We start from the raw sequence: 12,942 nt of genomic DNA on the forward strand, positions 1-12,942 counted from the left end.
TATGTATAAATGGAGGAATCTCAACGATATGCGATCCCTTATAAAGGGCTGAAGAACGGCTGCCACGAATTTCGTTTCGAGGTGGACGGATCGCTGTTCGAGGAGTACCAGAGCACGGAAATCAAGGACGGCCGCTGTGAAGTGACGGTCGCCGCCGACCGCTCGGAAAGCCAGGTGACGCTCGACGTGGCGATCGCGGGCTACGTCGTCGTGGAGTGCGACCGCTGTCTGGAAGATTGCCGCGTGCCCATCGATTTCGAGGGGCGGCTCGTGGTGAAATTCTCCGAAGAGGTGCATGAATACGACGGCGAGGTGATGTGGATGCTGCCGGGCGAGGATCAGGTCGATCTCAAACAATACATCTACGAGAGCATCGTGCTGTCGCTGCCCTACCAGCGGGTGCATCCCGAGGGGATGTGCAACCCCGACATGCTCGAACGTTTCCGCATCGTCTCGGACCAGGAGTTCGCGTCGATCGAGGCCCGGGCCGGAGGCGGGGCGCACAACGAGGGCGAATGGGCCAAACTGGCGGCTCTGCGCGAGCGGATGGAGGCCGGGGAGGAGACGCCGGAAAAGGGAGAAGCGGGGGAAAAGCCCCGCGGCACGAAATAACGAAAGCGAAAAAATACGTTAAACTTATAATTCATACTGTAAAATGGCACATCCTAAACACAAAGTTTCGTCAACGCGACGCGATAAGCGCAGAACCAACTACAAGGCTGTCGTTCCGACGGTGGTCACCTGCTCGAACTGCGGTGCAGCCGTGCTGTACCACCGCGTATGCCCCGAATGCGGCTTCTATCGCGGAAAGCTGGCTATCGAGAAGAAGGCTGCCGAATAGGTTCGGCACTCAGAAGAGTGCATCCCGCAGGGTTTGCCTCTTTTTTTATGTAACAATCTCTTCCGTTTCACCCGGATCCGGCCGGGCGTCGCACGGCCGTTGCCGTATGTGCGGGTGGCGGGAGGAGACAACAACCAAATCGCACGAGTATGATAAAGATTGGTGTAGACGCCATGGGCGGCGATTACGCTCCCGAAGCGACTGTGAAGGGCGCTATTCTGGCGCTCGGAAAGGTCGGATCGGACAGCCGTATCGTGCTGTTCGGCGACGAGCAGAAAATTAACTCCGTGCTCGCTTCGGAAGGGTGCCCGGCCGACAGGTTCGACATCGTCGCCACTACCGAGGTGATCGAGATGGGCGACCATCCGGCCAAGGCGTTCCAGTCCAAGACCGATTCGAGCATTACGGTGGGCTTCGGCTATCTGGCCAAGGGCGCCATCGACGGATTTGCGAGCGCCGGCTCCACCGGGGCCATGATGGTCGGCTCGATGTACGCCGTCAAACCCATCGAAGGGGTCATCCGGCCCACGATCTCGTCCGTCGTTCCCACGGTGGCAGGGCGCCCCGCGCTGCTGCTGGACGTGGGTCTGAACGTGGACTGCAAACCCGAGGTGCTGGCGCAGTACGGACTGATCGGGTCGATATACGCCGAAGCGGTGCTGGGTATCGAAAAACCGCGTGTCGCGGTGCTCAACATCGGCGAGGAGGAGACCAAGGGCAACGTCCAAACCAAAGCCGCTTACGAATTGCTGAAGGCCGACGGCCGCATCGATTTCGTGGGCAACGTCGAGGCGTCCTACATCTTCTCGGGGAAGGTCGCCGACGTGATCGTCTGCGACGGATTCGTCGGCAACACGGTGCTGAAGATGGCCGAGGGCCTCTACCGCATCAACAAGGCGCTGGGGGGCAGCAATGCCTTCTGGGACGCCATGAACTACGAAAACGTGGGCGGCACCCCCGTTCTGGGTGTCAATGCGCCTGTCATCATCGGCCACGGATGCTCTTCGCCCGAGGCCATCAAAAGCATGATCGTTTCGACCGGGCAGGTCATCCGGGCCGGCCTCACGAAGAAATTGCAGCGTGCATTTCAAAATTAATCCGAATTACGAACAGCAAAAGTTAAGTTAATGGGCAAGATTACAGCAGCGATAACGGGAGTGGGACAGTATCTTCCGGAGTATATCCTCACCAACGACGAGTTGAGCCGGATGGTTGACACCAACGACGAGTGGATCATGTCGCACACCGGTATCAAGACGCGCCACATCCTCAAAGGCGAAGGCATCGGCAGTTCCTACATGGGAGCGCGCGCCGTCATCAACCTGCTTGACAAGACGGGCGTAGACCCGATGTCGGTCGATGTGGTGATCTGCGCCACCGTGACCCCCGATATGTTCTTCCCTTCGACGGGCAATTTGATCGCTGACCAGGCCGGCTGCAAGAATGCCTTCGCATTCGACGTGTCGGCCGCGTGCAGCGGATTCCTGTTCGCGCTGACGACGGGCGCCAAGTTCATCGAGGCCGGCACGAGCAAGCGGGTCATCGTCGTAGGCGCCGACAAGATGTCGTCGATCGTCGATTACACCGACCGTTCGACCTGCCCGCTCTTCGGCGACGCGGCGGCAGCCGTGCTGCTGGAGCCCGACACCGAGGGTTACGGCGTGATCGACTCGATCCTGCGTTCCGACGGTTCGGGCGAGATGCAGCTCTACATGAAGGCGGGCGGTTCGCGCTATCCGGCTTCGATCGAGACGGTGCAGAACAACTGGCATACCATCATGTGGGACGGACACGCCGTGTTCAAGGCCGCCGTGTCGAAGATGTCCGATGTCTCGGTGGAGATGATGGAGCGGCACAACCTCACGGGCGATGATGTCCGTTACTTGGTGCCCCATCAGGCCAACCTGCGCATCATCGACGCCACGGCGCGCCGCATGGGTATCACGCAGGACAAGTGCATGATCAACATCGACCACAACGGCAACACCACGGCAGCTACGATCCCGACATGTCTCTGCGACTACGAGAAGCAGCTCCGCAAGGGCGACAACCTGATTCTCTCGGCCTTCGGCGGCGGTTATACCTGGGGCGCGATCTACGTCAAGTGGGCCTACGACGGCGAGAAGGCATAGCTTCCGGCCGGTAAATAACTGTGCGGCGTCCTGCGGGGCGCCGCTTTTTTTTGCCGCCCGGCCGGAAATGGCTATATTTGACGGACGGGCGGGGCCGTTTCAGTTTCCTTTCGGATTCGTTTCCGATCTTTCCCCCGCCTAAGAGGCGGGTTTTAGGATGGTGGCGAGTTGGGAATGCATCTGAGCCGGTTTGCGCCCGCCCGCCTAAGAGGCGGGTTTTAGGAAACCAGCCGTGAACTAAAGATAGATTATGAAAATACTGATTGTCGAAGACGAACCCTCCCTGCGGGAGATCATGGTCCGGACGCTGGTCCGGGAACAATATGTCGTCGAGCAGGCCGCCGACTATGCCGCGGCCCTCGACAAGATCGCCGCATACGACTACGACTGCATCCTGCTGGACATCATGCTGCCCGGCGGCAGCGGACTGCGGCTGCTCGAAGAGCTGAAACAGCGGCGCAGCCGCGCCGGGGTCATCATCATCTCGGCCCGCGACTCGCTGGACGACAAGATCGAAGGATTGGAACTCGGGGCCGACGACTACCTGCCCAAGCCGTTCCATCTGGCCGAACTCAGCGCCCGCATCCGCAGCGTCCTGCGGCGCCATCAGCGCGACGGGCACGAGAGCCTCGATGCCGGGAACGTGCGTCTGTGGCCCGACAGCCGCCGCGTCGAGGTGGCGGGCCGCGAGGTGGAGCTGCTGCGCAAGGAGTACGACATCCTCCACTACTTCATGTCGCGGCCCAACCACACGGTCGACAAGACCGCGCTGGCCGAGGGGGTGTGGGGCGACCATATCGACCAGGCCGACAATTTCGATTTCGTCTATGCGCAGATGAAGAACCTGCGCCGCAAGCTCCACGATGCGGGTGCCGACATCGAGATACGCGCCGTCTACGGCTTCGGCTATAAACTCGTACAGCCATGAAACTGGTTTACCGCATTCTGCTGCACCTGTCGTGGGCCCTGTCGCTGCTGTTGGCGGCCTGGGCCGTGCTGTTTTACGTCACGATGATCGACGAGATCAACGACGAGGTGGACGACTCCCTCGAAGCCCGCGCCGAAGTGATTCTGACGCGGGTGCTGGCGGGGCGGGAGCTTCCGGCGCCGGCCTCCGAGGGCAACAACGCCTATTTTCTCAACGAGGTGTCGGCCGAATACGCCGCCGCACAGCCGCGCGAACGCTATTCCGACGAAGAGATCTTCATTCCCGAGCGGGACGACGAGGAGCCGGCGCGCGTGCTGCGCAAGGTGTTCCACGACCGCGACGGGAGGTGGTACGAGCTGACGGTGATGACGCCCACGATCGAGAAGGAGGATCTCCGGGAGGCGATTCTCGGCTGGATCGTCTCTCTCTACCTCTTCCTGCTGGGGATGATCCTGCTGGTCACGGTCGTCGTGCTCTACCGCACGATGCGGCCCCTCTACGCCCTGCTGCGGTGGCTGGACGGCTATACCGTGGGGGCGCAGAACCCGCCGCTGGCCGTCGAAACCTCCGTCACGGAGTTCCGGCGCCTGAACGACGCCGCACGCCGCTATGCCGAGCGCGCCGAGGAGACCTTCGAACGGCAGAAGCAGTTCATCGGCAACGCCTCGCACGAGATGCAGACCCCGCTGGCGGTCTGCCGCAACCGGCTCGAAATGCTGGTCGATGATGCGCCGACGCTCACGGAGGAGCAGTTGGGCGAGATCGCCAAGGTGCAGCGGACGCTGGATTATCTCGTGCGGCTCAACCGCTCGCTGCTGCTGCTGTCGAAGATCGACAACGGGCAGTTCCCCGAAACCGAGGCGGTCGATATGAATGCGCTGGTGCGCCGCACGGCCGAGGATATGGAGGAGATCTACGCCTACCGCAACATGCGCTTCACGCTGGCCGACGAAGGGCCGCTGACGGTGCGCATGAACCCCTCGCTGGCCGGGAGCGTGGTGGCGAACCTCGTGAAGAATGCGTTCGTCCACGGCGACGCCGGCGGGGAGATCGTCGTCACGGTGGCGCCCCGAAGGCTCACGGTTGCGAACAGCGGCGCGGGCGGTCCGCTCGACGCCGGGCATATCTTCGACCGCTTCTACCAGGGCGCGAAGAAGGAGGGTTCGACGGGGCTGGGCCTCGCTGTGGTCGATGCCGTGTGCCGCCTCTACGGGCTGAAGATCGCTTACTCCCATGCGGACGGGCGGCATTGCTTCACGGTGGATTTCCCGGCGTGATTTTTCCGGTTTTTTTCGCTTTTTCCCGATTTTTTCAGATTCGTTTCAGTTTCAGGCCGCAACTTTGCAGTAGAAAATCCGATTAAACCTGTAAAAACAAAAACGATTATGAAAAAGCTCACGATTATCTTCGCTTCTCTGGCCCTCATGGTCTCCTCTGTCGCCGCTTTCGCCGGCAACGACCGCATCATCACCGTCGCCGAACTCCCGGCCGTTTCGCAGCAGTTCATCAAGACCCACTTCGCGGGCGTCGAGGTCTCCTACGTCAAGGTCGATGAGGAGATGTTCGACAAGGACTACAAGGTGGTCTTCGTCAACGGTTCGAAGGTCGAGTTCGCCAAGAACGGACAGTGGACGGATATCGATTGCAAGTACGGCGAGGTGCCCGCGGCCATCGTTCCGCAGCAGATCCGCGACCGTGTGGCCAAGGATTTCGCAGGCCGCAAGATCGTCTCGATCGACCGCGACAAGCGCGGCTACGAGGTGGCGCTCGACAACGGCCTCGACCTGAAATTCGACATGAAGTTCCGCCTGATCGAGGTCGATGACTGATCCGCATCCTGCTGAAAACCACCGACGGCGCCCGGATTCGTATCCGGGCGCCGTCTTATTCATATTTATAATATCCGGCTATTGCGATATAAAATAATGTGATGGCTATTTTGATACAAATCACAAAAAACTATTGTATATTTGTGTCACAAACAAAACGCAAACTTAAAGCAATACAGTTATGTTAAGCAAGAAATTACACGAAGCGATGAACGCTCAGATCAATGCCGAGCTTTGGTCGGCCTATCTTTATCTTTCGATGTCGATGGACGCCGAGGCCAAGGGGCTGAAAGGCGTTGCCAACTGGTTCTACGTCCAGTTCCAGGAGGAGCAGGACCACGCGCGGATCTTTATGAACTACATCCTCTCGCGCGACGCCGAGGTGAAGCTGCTCCCGATCGAGGAGGTGCGCACCAAGTGGGCTTCGCCGCTGGAGATGTTCCAGGACACGCTCAAACACGAGAAAGAGGTTACGGCCATGATCGGCAACCTGGCCGCCATCGCCGCCGAGGACAAGGATTACGCATCGTCGAACATGCTCGTCTGGTTCATCGACGAGCAGGTCGAGGAGGAGGCGTCGGCACGCGACATGATTACGGCCTGCGAGGCCGTCGAGGGCAACAAGTTCGGGCTCTACATGCTCGACAAGGAGCTGGCCGCCCGCGCCTACACGCAGGCTTCGCCGCTGGCCAACGCATAGACGGAAGATTTTGTCATAGTTATTTTTAGTGGGTCCGGCCTCCGAAAGGGGGTCGGATTTTTTGGTTAGTCGGATTATTTGACTATATTTGCCAAAGATAGACTTTGGCTTAGATAGGCTGCGCCTCAGCATAGCTCGGGCTTGCCCGGCTCTGCATTCGGCTTGCGCTATCTTTGCAATAGAATATATGATTAGAGGTTAAGACAAACCTTTATGCCTATAGTAAACTTGCGACTGTCGTAGCAATACGACTTTTATTCACGGTATAAAATTTGTCTGAAACCTGAGTCTTGTCCCTACCCGTTCGGGCAGGGGACAGGCTTGGGCGTAGGGAAAACTACCGTGAAGGGCTCGCAAGGCCTGCTATAGGGGTTGTACCTGCGTCCTTGCTTTTTATAGGAGGATCGCCCTGCGGGGCGCCGCTGTGAGAGCGGACCGGGTACATGACTTGTGCGGAAGGAATGTAGCCCGGTCCGGTTGTTTGGGGATTCTTCATAGGATTTCCGGACAAAGCAAAATGAGGCGTCACTGTTTGTTTGCCGGGCCGGGTTCCTTCCGCACGTTTTTTGTCCCTGCCGGCAGGTCCGGTCCGGCGAGTTCCATGCGCAGGCGCACCATGTGGCGGCACTCGACGCCGTTTTCGAAGATCGGGACGGGGCTGTGTTTGCGGAAATAGTCTTCGTCGATGCCGCAGCGGACGAAGCCGCAGCGTTCGTAGAGGGCGATTTGTCCGAATCCCGAGTCGCCCGTACCGATTTCGAGCAGGCGGAACCCCGCCCGGCGGGCCGTTTCGACGGCGTGGGCCAGCAGGGCCGTAGTGATGCCCTGCCGCTGGCGGTCGGGCGCGACGGCGATGTTCACGATCTCGGCCGTGAAGGGCCGCGTGTGGATCAGCACGTACTGACCGACGATCCGGTCGCCGTCGCAGGCGGCGTAGCACGTCCCGCGGCCGATGTAGTCGGCCACCGAGGCTTCCACCTCGTCGGCCAGCGTCAGGAGTTCCCGCGAAGGGGTTTCGGTTTTGCGGATTTCCATGTCAGAAAAGGGTTAGGGCGCCCCGGAGGGTCGCCAGTACGACGATGTAACGCGCGGTTTTGCCCGCGAGCATCGCGGCGGCCGTCAGCCACACGTTGCTGCGCATCAGCCCCAGCACGATGGCGATGGCCTCGCCGATGGTGGGCAGGAAGGCGAAGAAGGCCATCAGCGCCCCGCGTCCGGAGAGGAATTTCCGCGCCCGGGCCAGCTGGCGCGTCGAGACCCCCAGCCGGGTGATCCACTCGGTCCGGCCCAGCGTGCCGATCCAGTAGCAGGTCATGCCGCCGAGGGTGTTGCCCAGCGCGGCCGCGGCGATGCACCCCGCGGGGTCGAGGCCCATGCCGACGAGCACCACCATCACCGCTTCGGAGCTGAACGGCAGGACGCTCCCGGCGATGAACGCCGAGAGGAAGAGGCCCCAATAGCCCCAGTCGATGAGAAATTCGGTGATCGCTTCCATACGCTTCGGGCGGACCCTGCGGCGGGCCCTGCGGACAAAGATAGCGTTTTTTTCGCTCGCTGCGTCTATGGGGTCCGGGTACGGCATGCGGCCGGGGCGAAAAATGCGGGGAGCGTTTGCGCGGATCGGGCGAATTTGGGTATCTTTACGGCATGAATTTCAACCGGCATATCACCCAGGCGGAGTTCTCCCCGCTGGCGGAGTTCCTCCGCGCGGAGGGAGCCGAACGCCGCTTCGAGCGCGGCGAGCGTCTCGCCGCTCAGGGCGGGCGCAGCCATCGTGCGGGGCTCGTCGTGCAGGGGGCGTTCCGCTATCTGCATGCCGATGCCGCGGGCGGGGAGCATGTCGTCGGCTATGCCTTCGCCGGGGAGTTCGTCGGCGACTATATCTCGATGTGCGTCGATGCCCCCTCGCAGGTGACGATCGAGGCGATGTGCGGCGCCGCGGCGCTGGTCGTCACGGGCGGGCGGCTCGAAGCCTTCTACCGCACCGACGCCGCGCACGAACGGCTGGGCCGCACGATGGCCGAACACATGCTGGCCGAGGTCTACGAACGGCTGCTGGAGCGCTATGCCGCGTCGCCGCAGCAGCGTTACGAAGCGTTGCTGGAGCGGTGTCCCGACCTGCTGCAAATGGTCTCCCTGCGCGAACTGGCCTCCTACCTGGGCGTGCGTCCCGAGACCCTGAGCCGCATCCGCGGCCGGATTCGCTGATTTCTTGATTTCGGTCAATCTTTTTCCCGTTTCCGGACGCTAACTTTGCCCCTGTGAAACGAGCGATTGTCATAGGGGCCACCTCCGGCATCGGCCGCGCGGTGGCCGAACGCCTCGCCGCCGCCGGATACCGCGTAGGCGTGACCGGACGGCGCGGGGCGCTGCTGGATGAACTGGCCGCCGCCGATCCCGGCGCCTTCTGCTGCGCCGAGGCCGATGTCACCGATCCGGCGGCCTCGTGCGCCGCGCTGGATGCCCTCGCCGGGGAGCTGGACGGTGTGGATCTGTGCGTGGTGAGCGCCGGGGCGGGCGAGCTGAACCCCGGGCTGGACTATGCGCTGGAGGAGCCGGCCATCCGCACCAATGTCGTGGGCTGGACGGCTGCGGTCGGTTGGGCCTACCGCCTTTTCGAGCGGCAGGGCGGCGGACACCTGGTCGTCGTCACCTCGGTCGGCGGCCTGCGCGGCGGGGGAGGGGCCCCGGCCTACAACGCGTCGAAAGCCTATCAGATGAATTATGCCGAGGGGCTTCGGCAGCGGGCCGCCAAATCCCGGCTGCCGATCTTCGTGACCGACATCCGTCCGGGACTCGCGGCGACCGCGATGGCCAAGGGCGAGGGGCTGTTCTGGGTGATGCCCGTCGATAGGGTGGCGGACCAGCTGCTGCGGGCCGTGCGGAGACGCCGCTCCGTGGCGGTCGTCACGCGCCGCTGGCGGATCGTCGCGTGGCTGCTCCGGCATATGCCCGACCGGATTTACCGCAAAATGGGATAGCGATGAACGGCTGGTTTCTCGCGGCCGGAGCGCTGCTCGCCGCCGCCTTTTCCGTGCATCTGTTTTCGGGCAACCGCCTCTATTCGGCGGCGCGTCCCGATGCGGCGACAGCCCCTCCCCGGGCCTGCGAGGCGTGGATGATGGGCCGCTGCGGGATGCAGATGATCTCCGTGGACCTCTTGCTGGCCGCCGGATTCCTCGTGCTGTCCGGGCTCGGAGTGCTGCCCCGCAGCTTCTGGTTCGAACTCTTTCTGCTGCTGCTCTTCGGCGGCTGGGGGATTTTCTGGCTGGTGTCGCTGGCCTGTGAAAAAGCCGGAGGGCGCTATTACCTCCGGCTGTGCCAATGGGTGCTGTTCCTCGTGCTGTTCGGGCTGGTGCTGGGCGGCATGCTCGGGCAGCCCTACTGCTCCTCCTCGTAATAGACCTTGTAGAACTTGCCCTTCTCGTCCTCGCCCTGCTCCAGCAGACCGCGGTTGCCGTGGACGTAGATGTGGAAATTGCGGTCGAGCTTGATGACGCTCTTGTACGACCGCGCCTGCTTCTTCACGGCCGAATCCGAAATGCCGAACTCGTCCTCGATGCGGATGTCGCGCTCCTGCTCGTACTCCTGTTTGAAGCGCGCGAAGCTCTCGGCGACCTCCGGCTGGCGGATCACCTGCTCCGAAAACTCGTCGAGCGAGAAGCTGTCCCGCTCCTGGAAATAGCTGATCGTGTCGTTGAGCATCTCCGCCTGATCGGCCTTCGAAACGTCGAACTCCTTCGAAAGATGCTTCGTGACGTACTTCTTGCACATAGCCAGGGCGTTGTGCGTGTTGTGGTAGTCGTCCTGACGCTGGCGCACGCGCAGGAAGTCGTCGATCCAGTAGCGGGCCTCGGTGCGGTTGGTGTTATCGACGATGTGGACCGCGAAGCCCGCATCGCGCTCCACGTTGAAGATGACGGCCCCCTTGTCCAGCCGCTTGATGTCGATGCCTTCGCGGGCCGCGATGCGGACTCCTTCGGCCTCGTGGGCGACATCGAGGAACGTGTCGCGCGTCTCCGACTTGAAGAGCCCCAGCGCGTCGGTCGGCTCGCCCCCGAAGCGGCAGTCGGAGAAGTAGACCGCGTAGAATTCGCCGCTCTTGATCTGCGGGTGCAGGCCGTTCTCGTAGAGGTGTTTCGCCAGGCTCACCGAGTGTTCGTAGAACGTCGCCGGGTCGTCGAAAATCCGGCAGGCGAAGTTCCAGACCTCGTTGCACGCGAGGTCGGTCTCGTGGTAGAGGTTGTAGCACTCCTCGGACTTGAATCCGCCGAGAAAATAGGCTGTCAGCGTGCGCATCAGCCCTTCGTCGGCGACCTGCGGGGAGATGTCGGGCGAAATCATCAGCGGTTCGTCTTTCGATTTGTTGCCGACGACATGCACGGCGAGCGTTTCGATACGGGTATCTTCGGAGCAGAACATTTTCAGAGCTTGTTTTTCGGAGTGCAAAGATGCGCATTTTTCCCCGATTAGGCAAAACGTTCTATCAGTTGAGCAAAAAATGCTATTTTTTGACGGAATAACGATGATGACAATGCGATAAACCGTTTAATTTTACAACCTGAATGGAACGCTCCCCGCCCGGGAGCCGGTACGACACATGTGAAACGGATATGAAGATAACGGAATTTTTGACCGCGGCGCTGTTTCTCGCCGGAACGGTGTTTCAGGCGAATGCTTCGGATATTCCCCGCGGGGAGTACCCGCGGCCGCAGTTCGAACGGACGGAGTGGATGAATCTCAACGGGGTGTGGGACTATACGTTCGACTTCTCCGGGTCGGGATTGGAACGGGGATTGGAGAAGGCGACCGCTTTCGAGGGCCGGATCACGGTGCCGTTCTGTCCCGAGAGCTCCCTCTCGGGCGTCGGGTACACCGATTTCATCAACTGCATCTGGTACCACCGCGAGGTGGCGGTGCCCGAAGCGTGGCGCGGAAAGGACATTCTGCTGAATTTCGGGGCCGTCTACTACAATGCGGAGGTCTATGTCGATGGCGTTTTCGCCGCCCGCCATATCGGGGGCAGTTCGTCGTTCAGCGTCGATCTGACCCGTCTGGTCACGCCCGGAAAGAGCCACCATCTGGTCGTGAGAGCCACGAGCGACGTGCGTTCGACGACGCAGGGCGCCGGCAAACAGAATCTGCAATACGCCTCCTACGGCTGCAACTACACCCGCACCACGGGCATCTGGCAGACGGTGTGGATGGAGGCCGTGGACCCTGCGGGGCTGCTCTCGGCGCACGTGGTGACGGACATCGACCAGGGGCAGCTGGTCATCACGCCCCGCTTCCGGTCGGAGAGCGGCAACACGCTGCATATCGCGGTGAAGGAGGGCGGCAAGGTCGTGGCCTCCGCGGCGGTGAGGGCCGCGAACAGTTCGGTCGCCGTGCTTCCCGTCAAACGTCCGAAACTCTGGTCGCCGGAGTCGCCGTTTCTCTACGACATCACCTACCGGATCGTGAATGCGAAAGGGGAGGTGCTCGACGAGGTGAACTCCTATGCGGGCATGCGCAAGGTCCACATCGAGGGGAACCGGATCTACCTGAACAACGAACCCTATTACCAGCGGTTGGTGCTCGATCAGGGATTCTATCCCGACGGCATCTGGACGGCTCCTTCCGACGCGGCGCTGAAGCGCGACATCGAACTTTCGATGGCCGCCGGGTTCAACGGCGCGCGTCTGCATCAGAAGGCTTTCGAGGAGCGTTTCCACTATTGGGCCGACCGGCTGGGCTACATCACCTGGGGCGAGGCGCCCAGCTGGGGCATGGATGCCAACGGCATCGAGACGGCCCGCAATTTCCTGACCGAATGGTCGGAACTGGTGCTCCGCGACCGGAACCACCCCTCGCTGCTGATCTGGACGCCGATGAACGAGGAGTGGTGGCCCGACCGGGTGCAGTATCCCCGCTTTACGGCGGACCTCTACGACCTGACCAAGGCGCTGGACCCGACCCGTCCGGTGAACGACGCCAGCGGCGGCGTCCATATCAAAACCGACATCTGGACCGTGCACAACTACGAGCAGGACCCGGCCCGGCTCAAGGAGATCATCTACAAGGACGGTGTGTTTTTCCAGACGCCGCTGCGGTCCGTCGGGGTCGCTCCGGCCAACATCGGCTTCAACGGCCTGCGGCAGAACGACCGCTACGAGTTTCCGGTTTACGACGGGAAGATGCCGTTCCTGATCGACGAGGTCGGCGGCATCAAGTGGGCGAAGGACCAGGAACGCGAGTCGCAGACCGAATCGTGGGGCTACGGCAAACCGCCGAAGAGCGAAGCGGAGTTCCTGCAACGGCTCGAAGGGCAGATCGGCGCCGTTTTGGAGCTGGCGGACCAGGTCTGGGGCTATTGCTACACCCAACTGACCGATGTGGAGCAGGAGCAGAACGGCGTCTATTATTACGACCGCACGCCGAAATTCGACATGGAGCGGATTCGTGCCATCTTCGGCCGTAATCCCGGAGACAAGGCGCTGAAGAAAGACTGATTGCAGAACGATAAACGAATA

15 protein-coding genes are annotated in these 12,942 nt (G+C 61.5%); 12 read left to right on the forward strand and 3 right to left on the reverse strand.

Annotated features, from left to right (window positions below):
- Nucleotides 1-9: 9 nt before the first annotated feature.
- The 8 genes from WMO46_RS04100 to WMO46_RS04135 all read left to right on the forward strand — a co-directional run bounded on the left by WMO46_RS04100 (nt 10) and on the right by WMO46_RS04135 (nt 6,430).
- Nucleotides 10-612, forward strand: a complete 603-nt coding sequence (locus tag WMO46_RS04100) for a YceD family protein (RefSeq protein WP_026076664.1) — start codon at nt 10-12, stop codon at nt 610-612.
- Nucleotides 613-655: 43 nt separating this feature from the next.
- Nucleotides 656-841: a 50S ribosomal protein L32 gene (gene rpmF / locus WMO46_RS04105; protein ID WP_083871108.1), complete on the forward strand. Its 186-nt coding sequence runs from the start codon at nt 656-658 to the stop codon at nt 839-841.
- 149 nt (nt 842-990) lie between these two features.
- Nucleotides 991-1,938 carry a phosphate acyltransferase PlsX gene (gene plsX / locus WMO46_RS04110; protein ID WP_349093864.1) on the forward strand — a complete coding sequence of 316 codons (948 nt, stop codon included), beginning with the start codon at nt 991-993 and terminating at the stop codon, nt 1,936-1,938.
- Between the two features lie 30 nt (nt 1,939-1,968).
- Nucleotides 1,969-2,973 carry a beta-ketoacyl-ACP synthase III gene (locus WMO46_RS04115; RefSeq protein WP_349093865.1) on the forward strand — a complete coding sequence of 335 codons (1,005 nt, stop codon included), beginning with the start codon at nt 1,969-1,971 and terminating at the stop codon, nt 2,971-2,973.
- Between the two features lie 250 nt (nt 2,974-3,223).
- The gene (locus tag WMO46_RS04120; RefSeq protein WP_195500082.1) at nt 3,224-3,901 is read left to right on the forward strand and encodes a response regulator transcription factor; all 678 of its coding nucleotides are present in this window, start codon (nt 3,224-3,226) and stop codon (nt 3,899-3,901) included.
- Nucleotides 3,898-5,178, forward strand: coding sequence for a sensor histidine kinase (locus tag WMO46_RS04125; RefSeq protein ID WP_349093866.1), 1,281 nt, complete (start codon nt 3,898-3,900; stop codon nt 5,176-5,178). Before WMO46_RS04120 ends, WMO46_RS04125 begins: the two co-directional genes overlap by 4 nt.
- Nucleotides 5,179-5,286: 108 nt before the next feature.
- A complete protein-coding gene (locus tag WMO46_RS04130) occupies nt 5,287-5,730 on the forward strand; it encodes a PepSY-like domain-containing protein (protein WP_349093867.1) in 444 nt (147 codons plus the stop codon).
- A 208-nt stretch (nt 5,731-5,938) separates the two neighbouring features.
- Nucleotides 5,939-6,430 (forward strand): ferritin, encoded by a 492-nt coding sequence (locus WMO46_RS04135; protein WP_288659918.1) that lies wholly within the window; start codon nt 5,939-5,941, stop codon nt 6,428-6,430.
- Between the two features lie 525 nt (nt 6,431-6,955).
- Here the strand turns inward: WMO46_RS04135 and WMO46_RS04140 are convergent.
- Together WMO46_RS04140 and WMO46_RS04145 are read right to left on the reverse strand one after the other, a co-directional pair.
- A complete protein-coding gene (locus WMO46_RS04140; protein WP_349093868.1) occupies nt 6,956-7,465 on the reverse strand; it encodes a GNAT family N-acetyltransferase in 510 nt (169 codons plus the stop codon).
- 1 nt (nt 7,466) lies between these two features.
- A complete protein-coding gene (locus tag WMO46_RS04145) occupies nt 7,467-7,925 on the reverse strand; it encodes a YqaA family protein (protein WP_278963663.1) in 459 nt (152 codons plus the stop codon).
- Nucleotides 7,926-8,077: 152 nt separating this feature from the next.
- Between WMO46_RS04145 and WMO46_RS04150 the strand changes: the two genes are divergently transcribed.
- Genes WMO46_RS04150 through WMO46_RS04160 form a run of 3 tightly spaced genes read left to right on the forward strand, consistent with a single transcriptional unit; the run spans nt 8,078 to nt 9,830 of the window.
- Entirely contained in the window at nt 8,078-8,638 is a 561-nt protein-coding gene (locus tag WMO46_RS04150; protein WP_196017940.1) for a Crp/Fnr family transcriptional regulator, read from the forward strand.
- A gap of 53 nt (nt 8,639-8,691) precedes the next feature.
- On the forward strand, nt 8,692-9,411 hold the full coding sequence (locus tag WMO46_RS04155) for an SDR family NAD(P)-dependent oxidoreductase (RefSeq protein WP_349093869.1): 720 nt from the start codon (nt 8,692-8,694) through the stop codon (nt 9,409-9,411).
- A 2-nt stretch (nt 9,412-9,413) separates the two neighbouring features.
- The gene (locus WMO46_RS04160) at nt 9,414-9,830 is read left to right on the forward strand and encodes a hypothetical protein (protein WP_019151376.1); all 417 of its coding nucleotides are present in this window, start codon (nt 9,414-9,416) and stop codon (nt 9,828-9,830) included.
- Here the strand turns inward: WMO46_RS04160 and WMO46_RS04165 are convergent.
- On the reverse strand, nt 9,812-10,852 hold the full coding sequence (locus tag WMO46_RS04165) for a nucleoid-associated protein (RefSeq protein WP_349093870.1): 1,041 nt from the start codon (nt 10,850-10,852) through the stop codon (nt 9,812-9,814). The genes WMO46_RS04160 and WMO46_RS04165 overlap by 19 nt on opposite strands.
- 191 nt (nt 10,853-11,043) lie before the next feature.
- Here WMO46_RS04165 and WMO46_RS04170 point away from each other — a divergent pair, with 191 nt between their 5' ends.
- The gene (locus WMO46_RS04170) at nt 11,044-12,921 is read left to right on the forward strand and encodes a glycoside hydrolase family 2 protein (protein ID WP_349093871.1); all 1,878 of its coding nucleotides are present in this window, start codon (nt 11,044-11,046) and stop codon (nt 12,919-12,921) included.
- Nucleotides 12,922-12,942: the final 21 nt, after the last annotated feature.

Origin of the sequence: Alistipes intestinihominis (genome assembly GCF_040095975.1) — a bacterium.
Classification (GTDB): Bacteria; Bacteroidota; Bacteroidia; order Bacteroidales; family Rikenellaceae; genus Alistipes; species Alistipes senegalensis.

What these genes read in the sequence shown, in the direction of transcription:
- WMO46_RS04100 (WP_026076664.1), top strand. Translation starts at nt 10, where the DNA reads ATGGAGGAATCTCAACGATATGCGATCCCTTATAAAGGGCTGAAGAAC.
- rpmF (WP_083871108.1), top strand. Translation starts at nt 656, where the DNA reads ATGGCACATCCTAAACACAAAGTTTCGTCAACGCGACGCGATAAGCGC.
- plsX (WP_349093864.1), top strand. Translation starts at nt 991, where the DNA reads ATGATAAAGATTGGTGTAGACGCCATGGGCGGCGATTACGCTCCCGAA.
- WMO46_RS04115 (WP_349093865.1), top strand. Translation starts at nt 1,969, where the DNA reads ATGGGCAAGATTACAGCAGCGATAACGGGAGTGGGACAGTATCTTCCG.
- WMO46_RS04120 (WP_195500082.1), top strand. Translation starts at nt 3,224, where the DNA reads ATGAAAATACTGATTGTCGAAGACGAACCCTCCCTGCGGGAGATCATG.
- WMO46_RS04125 (WP_349093866.1), top strand. Translation starts at nt 3,898, where the DNA reads ATGAAACTGGTTTACCGCATTCTGCTGCACCTGTCGTGGGCCCTGTCG.
- WMO46_RS04130 (WP_349093867.1), top strand. Translation starts at nt 5,287, where the DNA reads ATGAAAAAGCTCACGATTATCTTCGCTTCTCTGGCCCTCATGGTCTCC.
- WMO46_RS04135 (WP_288659918.1), top strand. Translation starts at nt 5,939, where the DNA reads ATGAACGCTCAGATCAATGCCGAGCTTTGGTCGGCCTATCTTTATCTT.
- WMO46_RS04140 (WP_349093868.1), bottom strand. Translation starts at nt 7,465, where the DNA reads ATGGAAATCCGCAAAACCGAAACCCCTTCGCGGGAACTCCTGACGCTG.
- WMO46_RS04145 (WP_278963663.1), bottom strand. Translation starts at nt 7,925, where the DNA reads ATGGAAGCGATCACCGAATTTCTCATCGACTGGGGCTATTGGGGCCTC.
- WMO46_RS04150 (WP_196017940.1), top strand. Translation starts at nt 8,078, where the DNA reads ATGAATTTCAACCGGCATATCACCCAGGCGGAGTTCTCCCCGCTGGCG.
- WMO46_RS04160 (WP_019151376.1), top strand. Translation starts at nt 9,414, where the DNA reads ATGAACGGCTGGTTTCTCGCGGCCGGAGCGCTGCTCGCCGCCGCCTTT.
- WMO46_RS04165 (WP_349093870.1), bottom strand. Translation starts at nt 10,852, where the DNA reads ATGTTCTGCTCCGAAGATACCCGTATCGAAACGCTCGCCGTGCATGTC.
- WMO46_RS04170 (WP_349093871.1), top strand. Translation starts at nt 11,044, where the DNA reads ATGAAGATAACGGAATTTTTGACCGCGGCGCTGTTTCTCGCCGGAACG.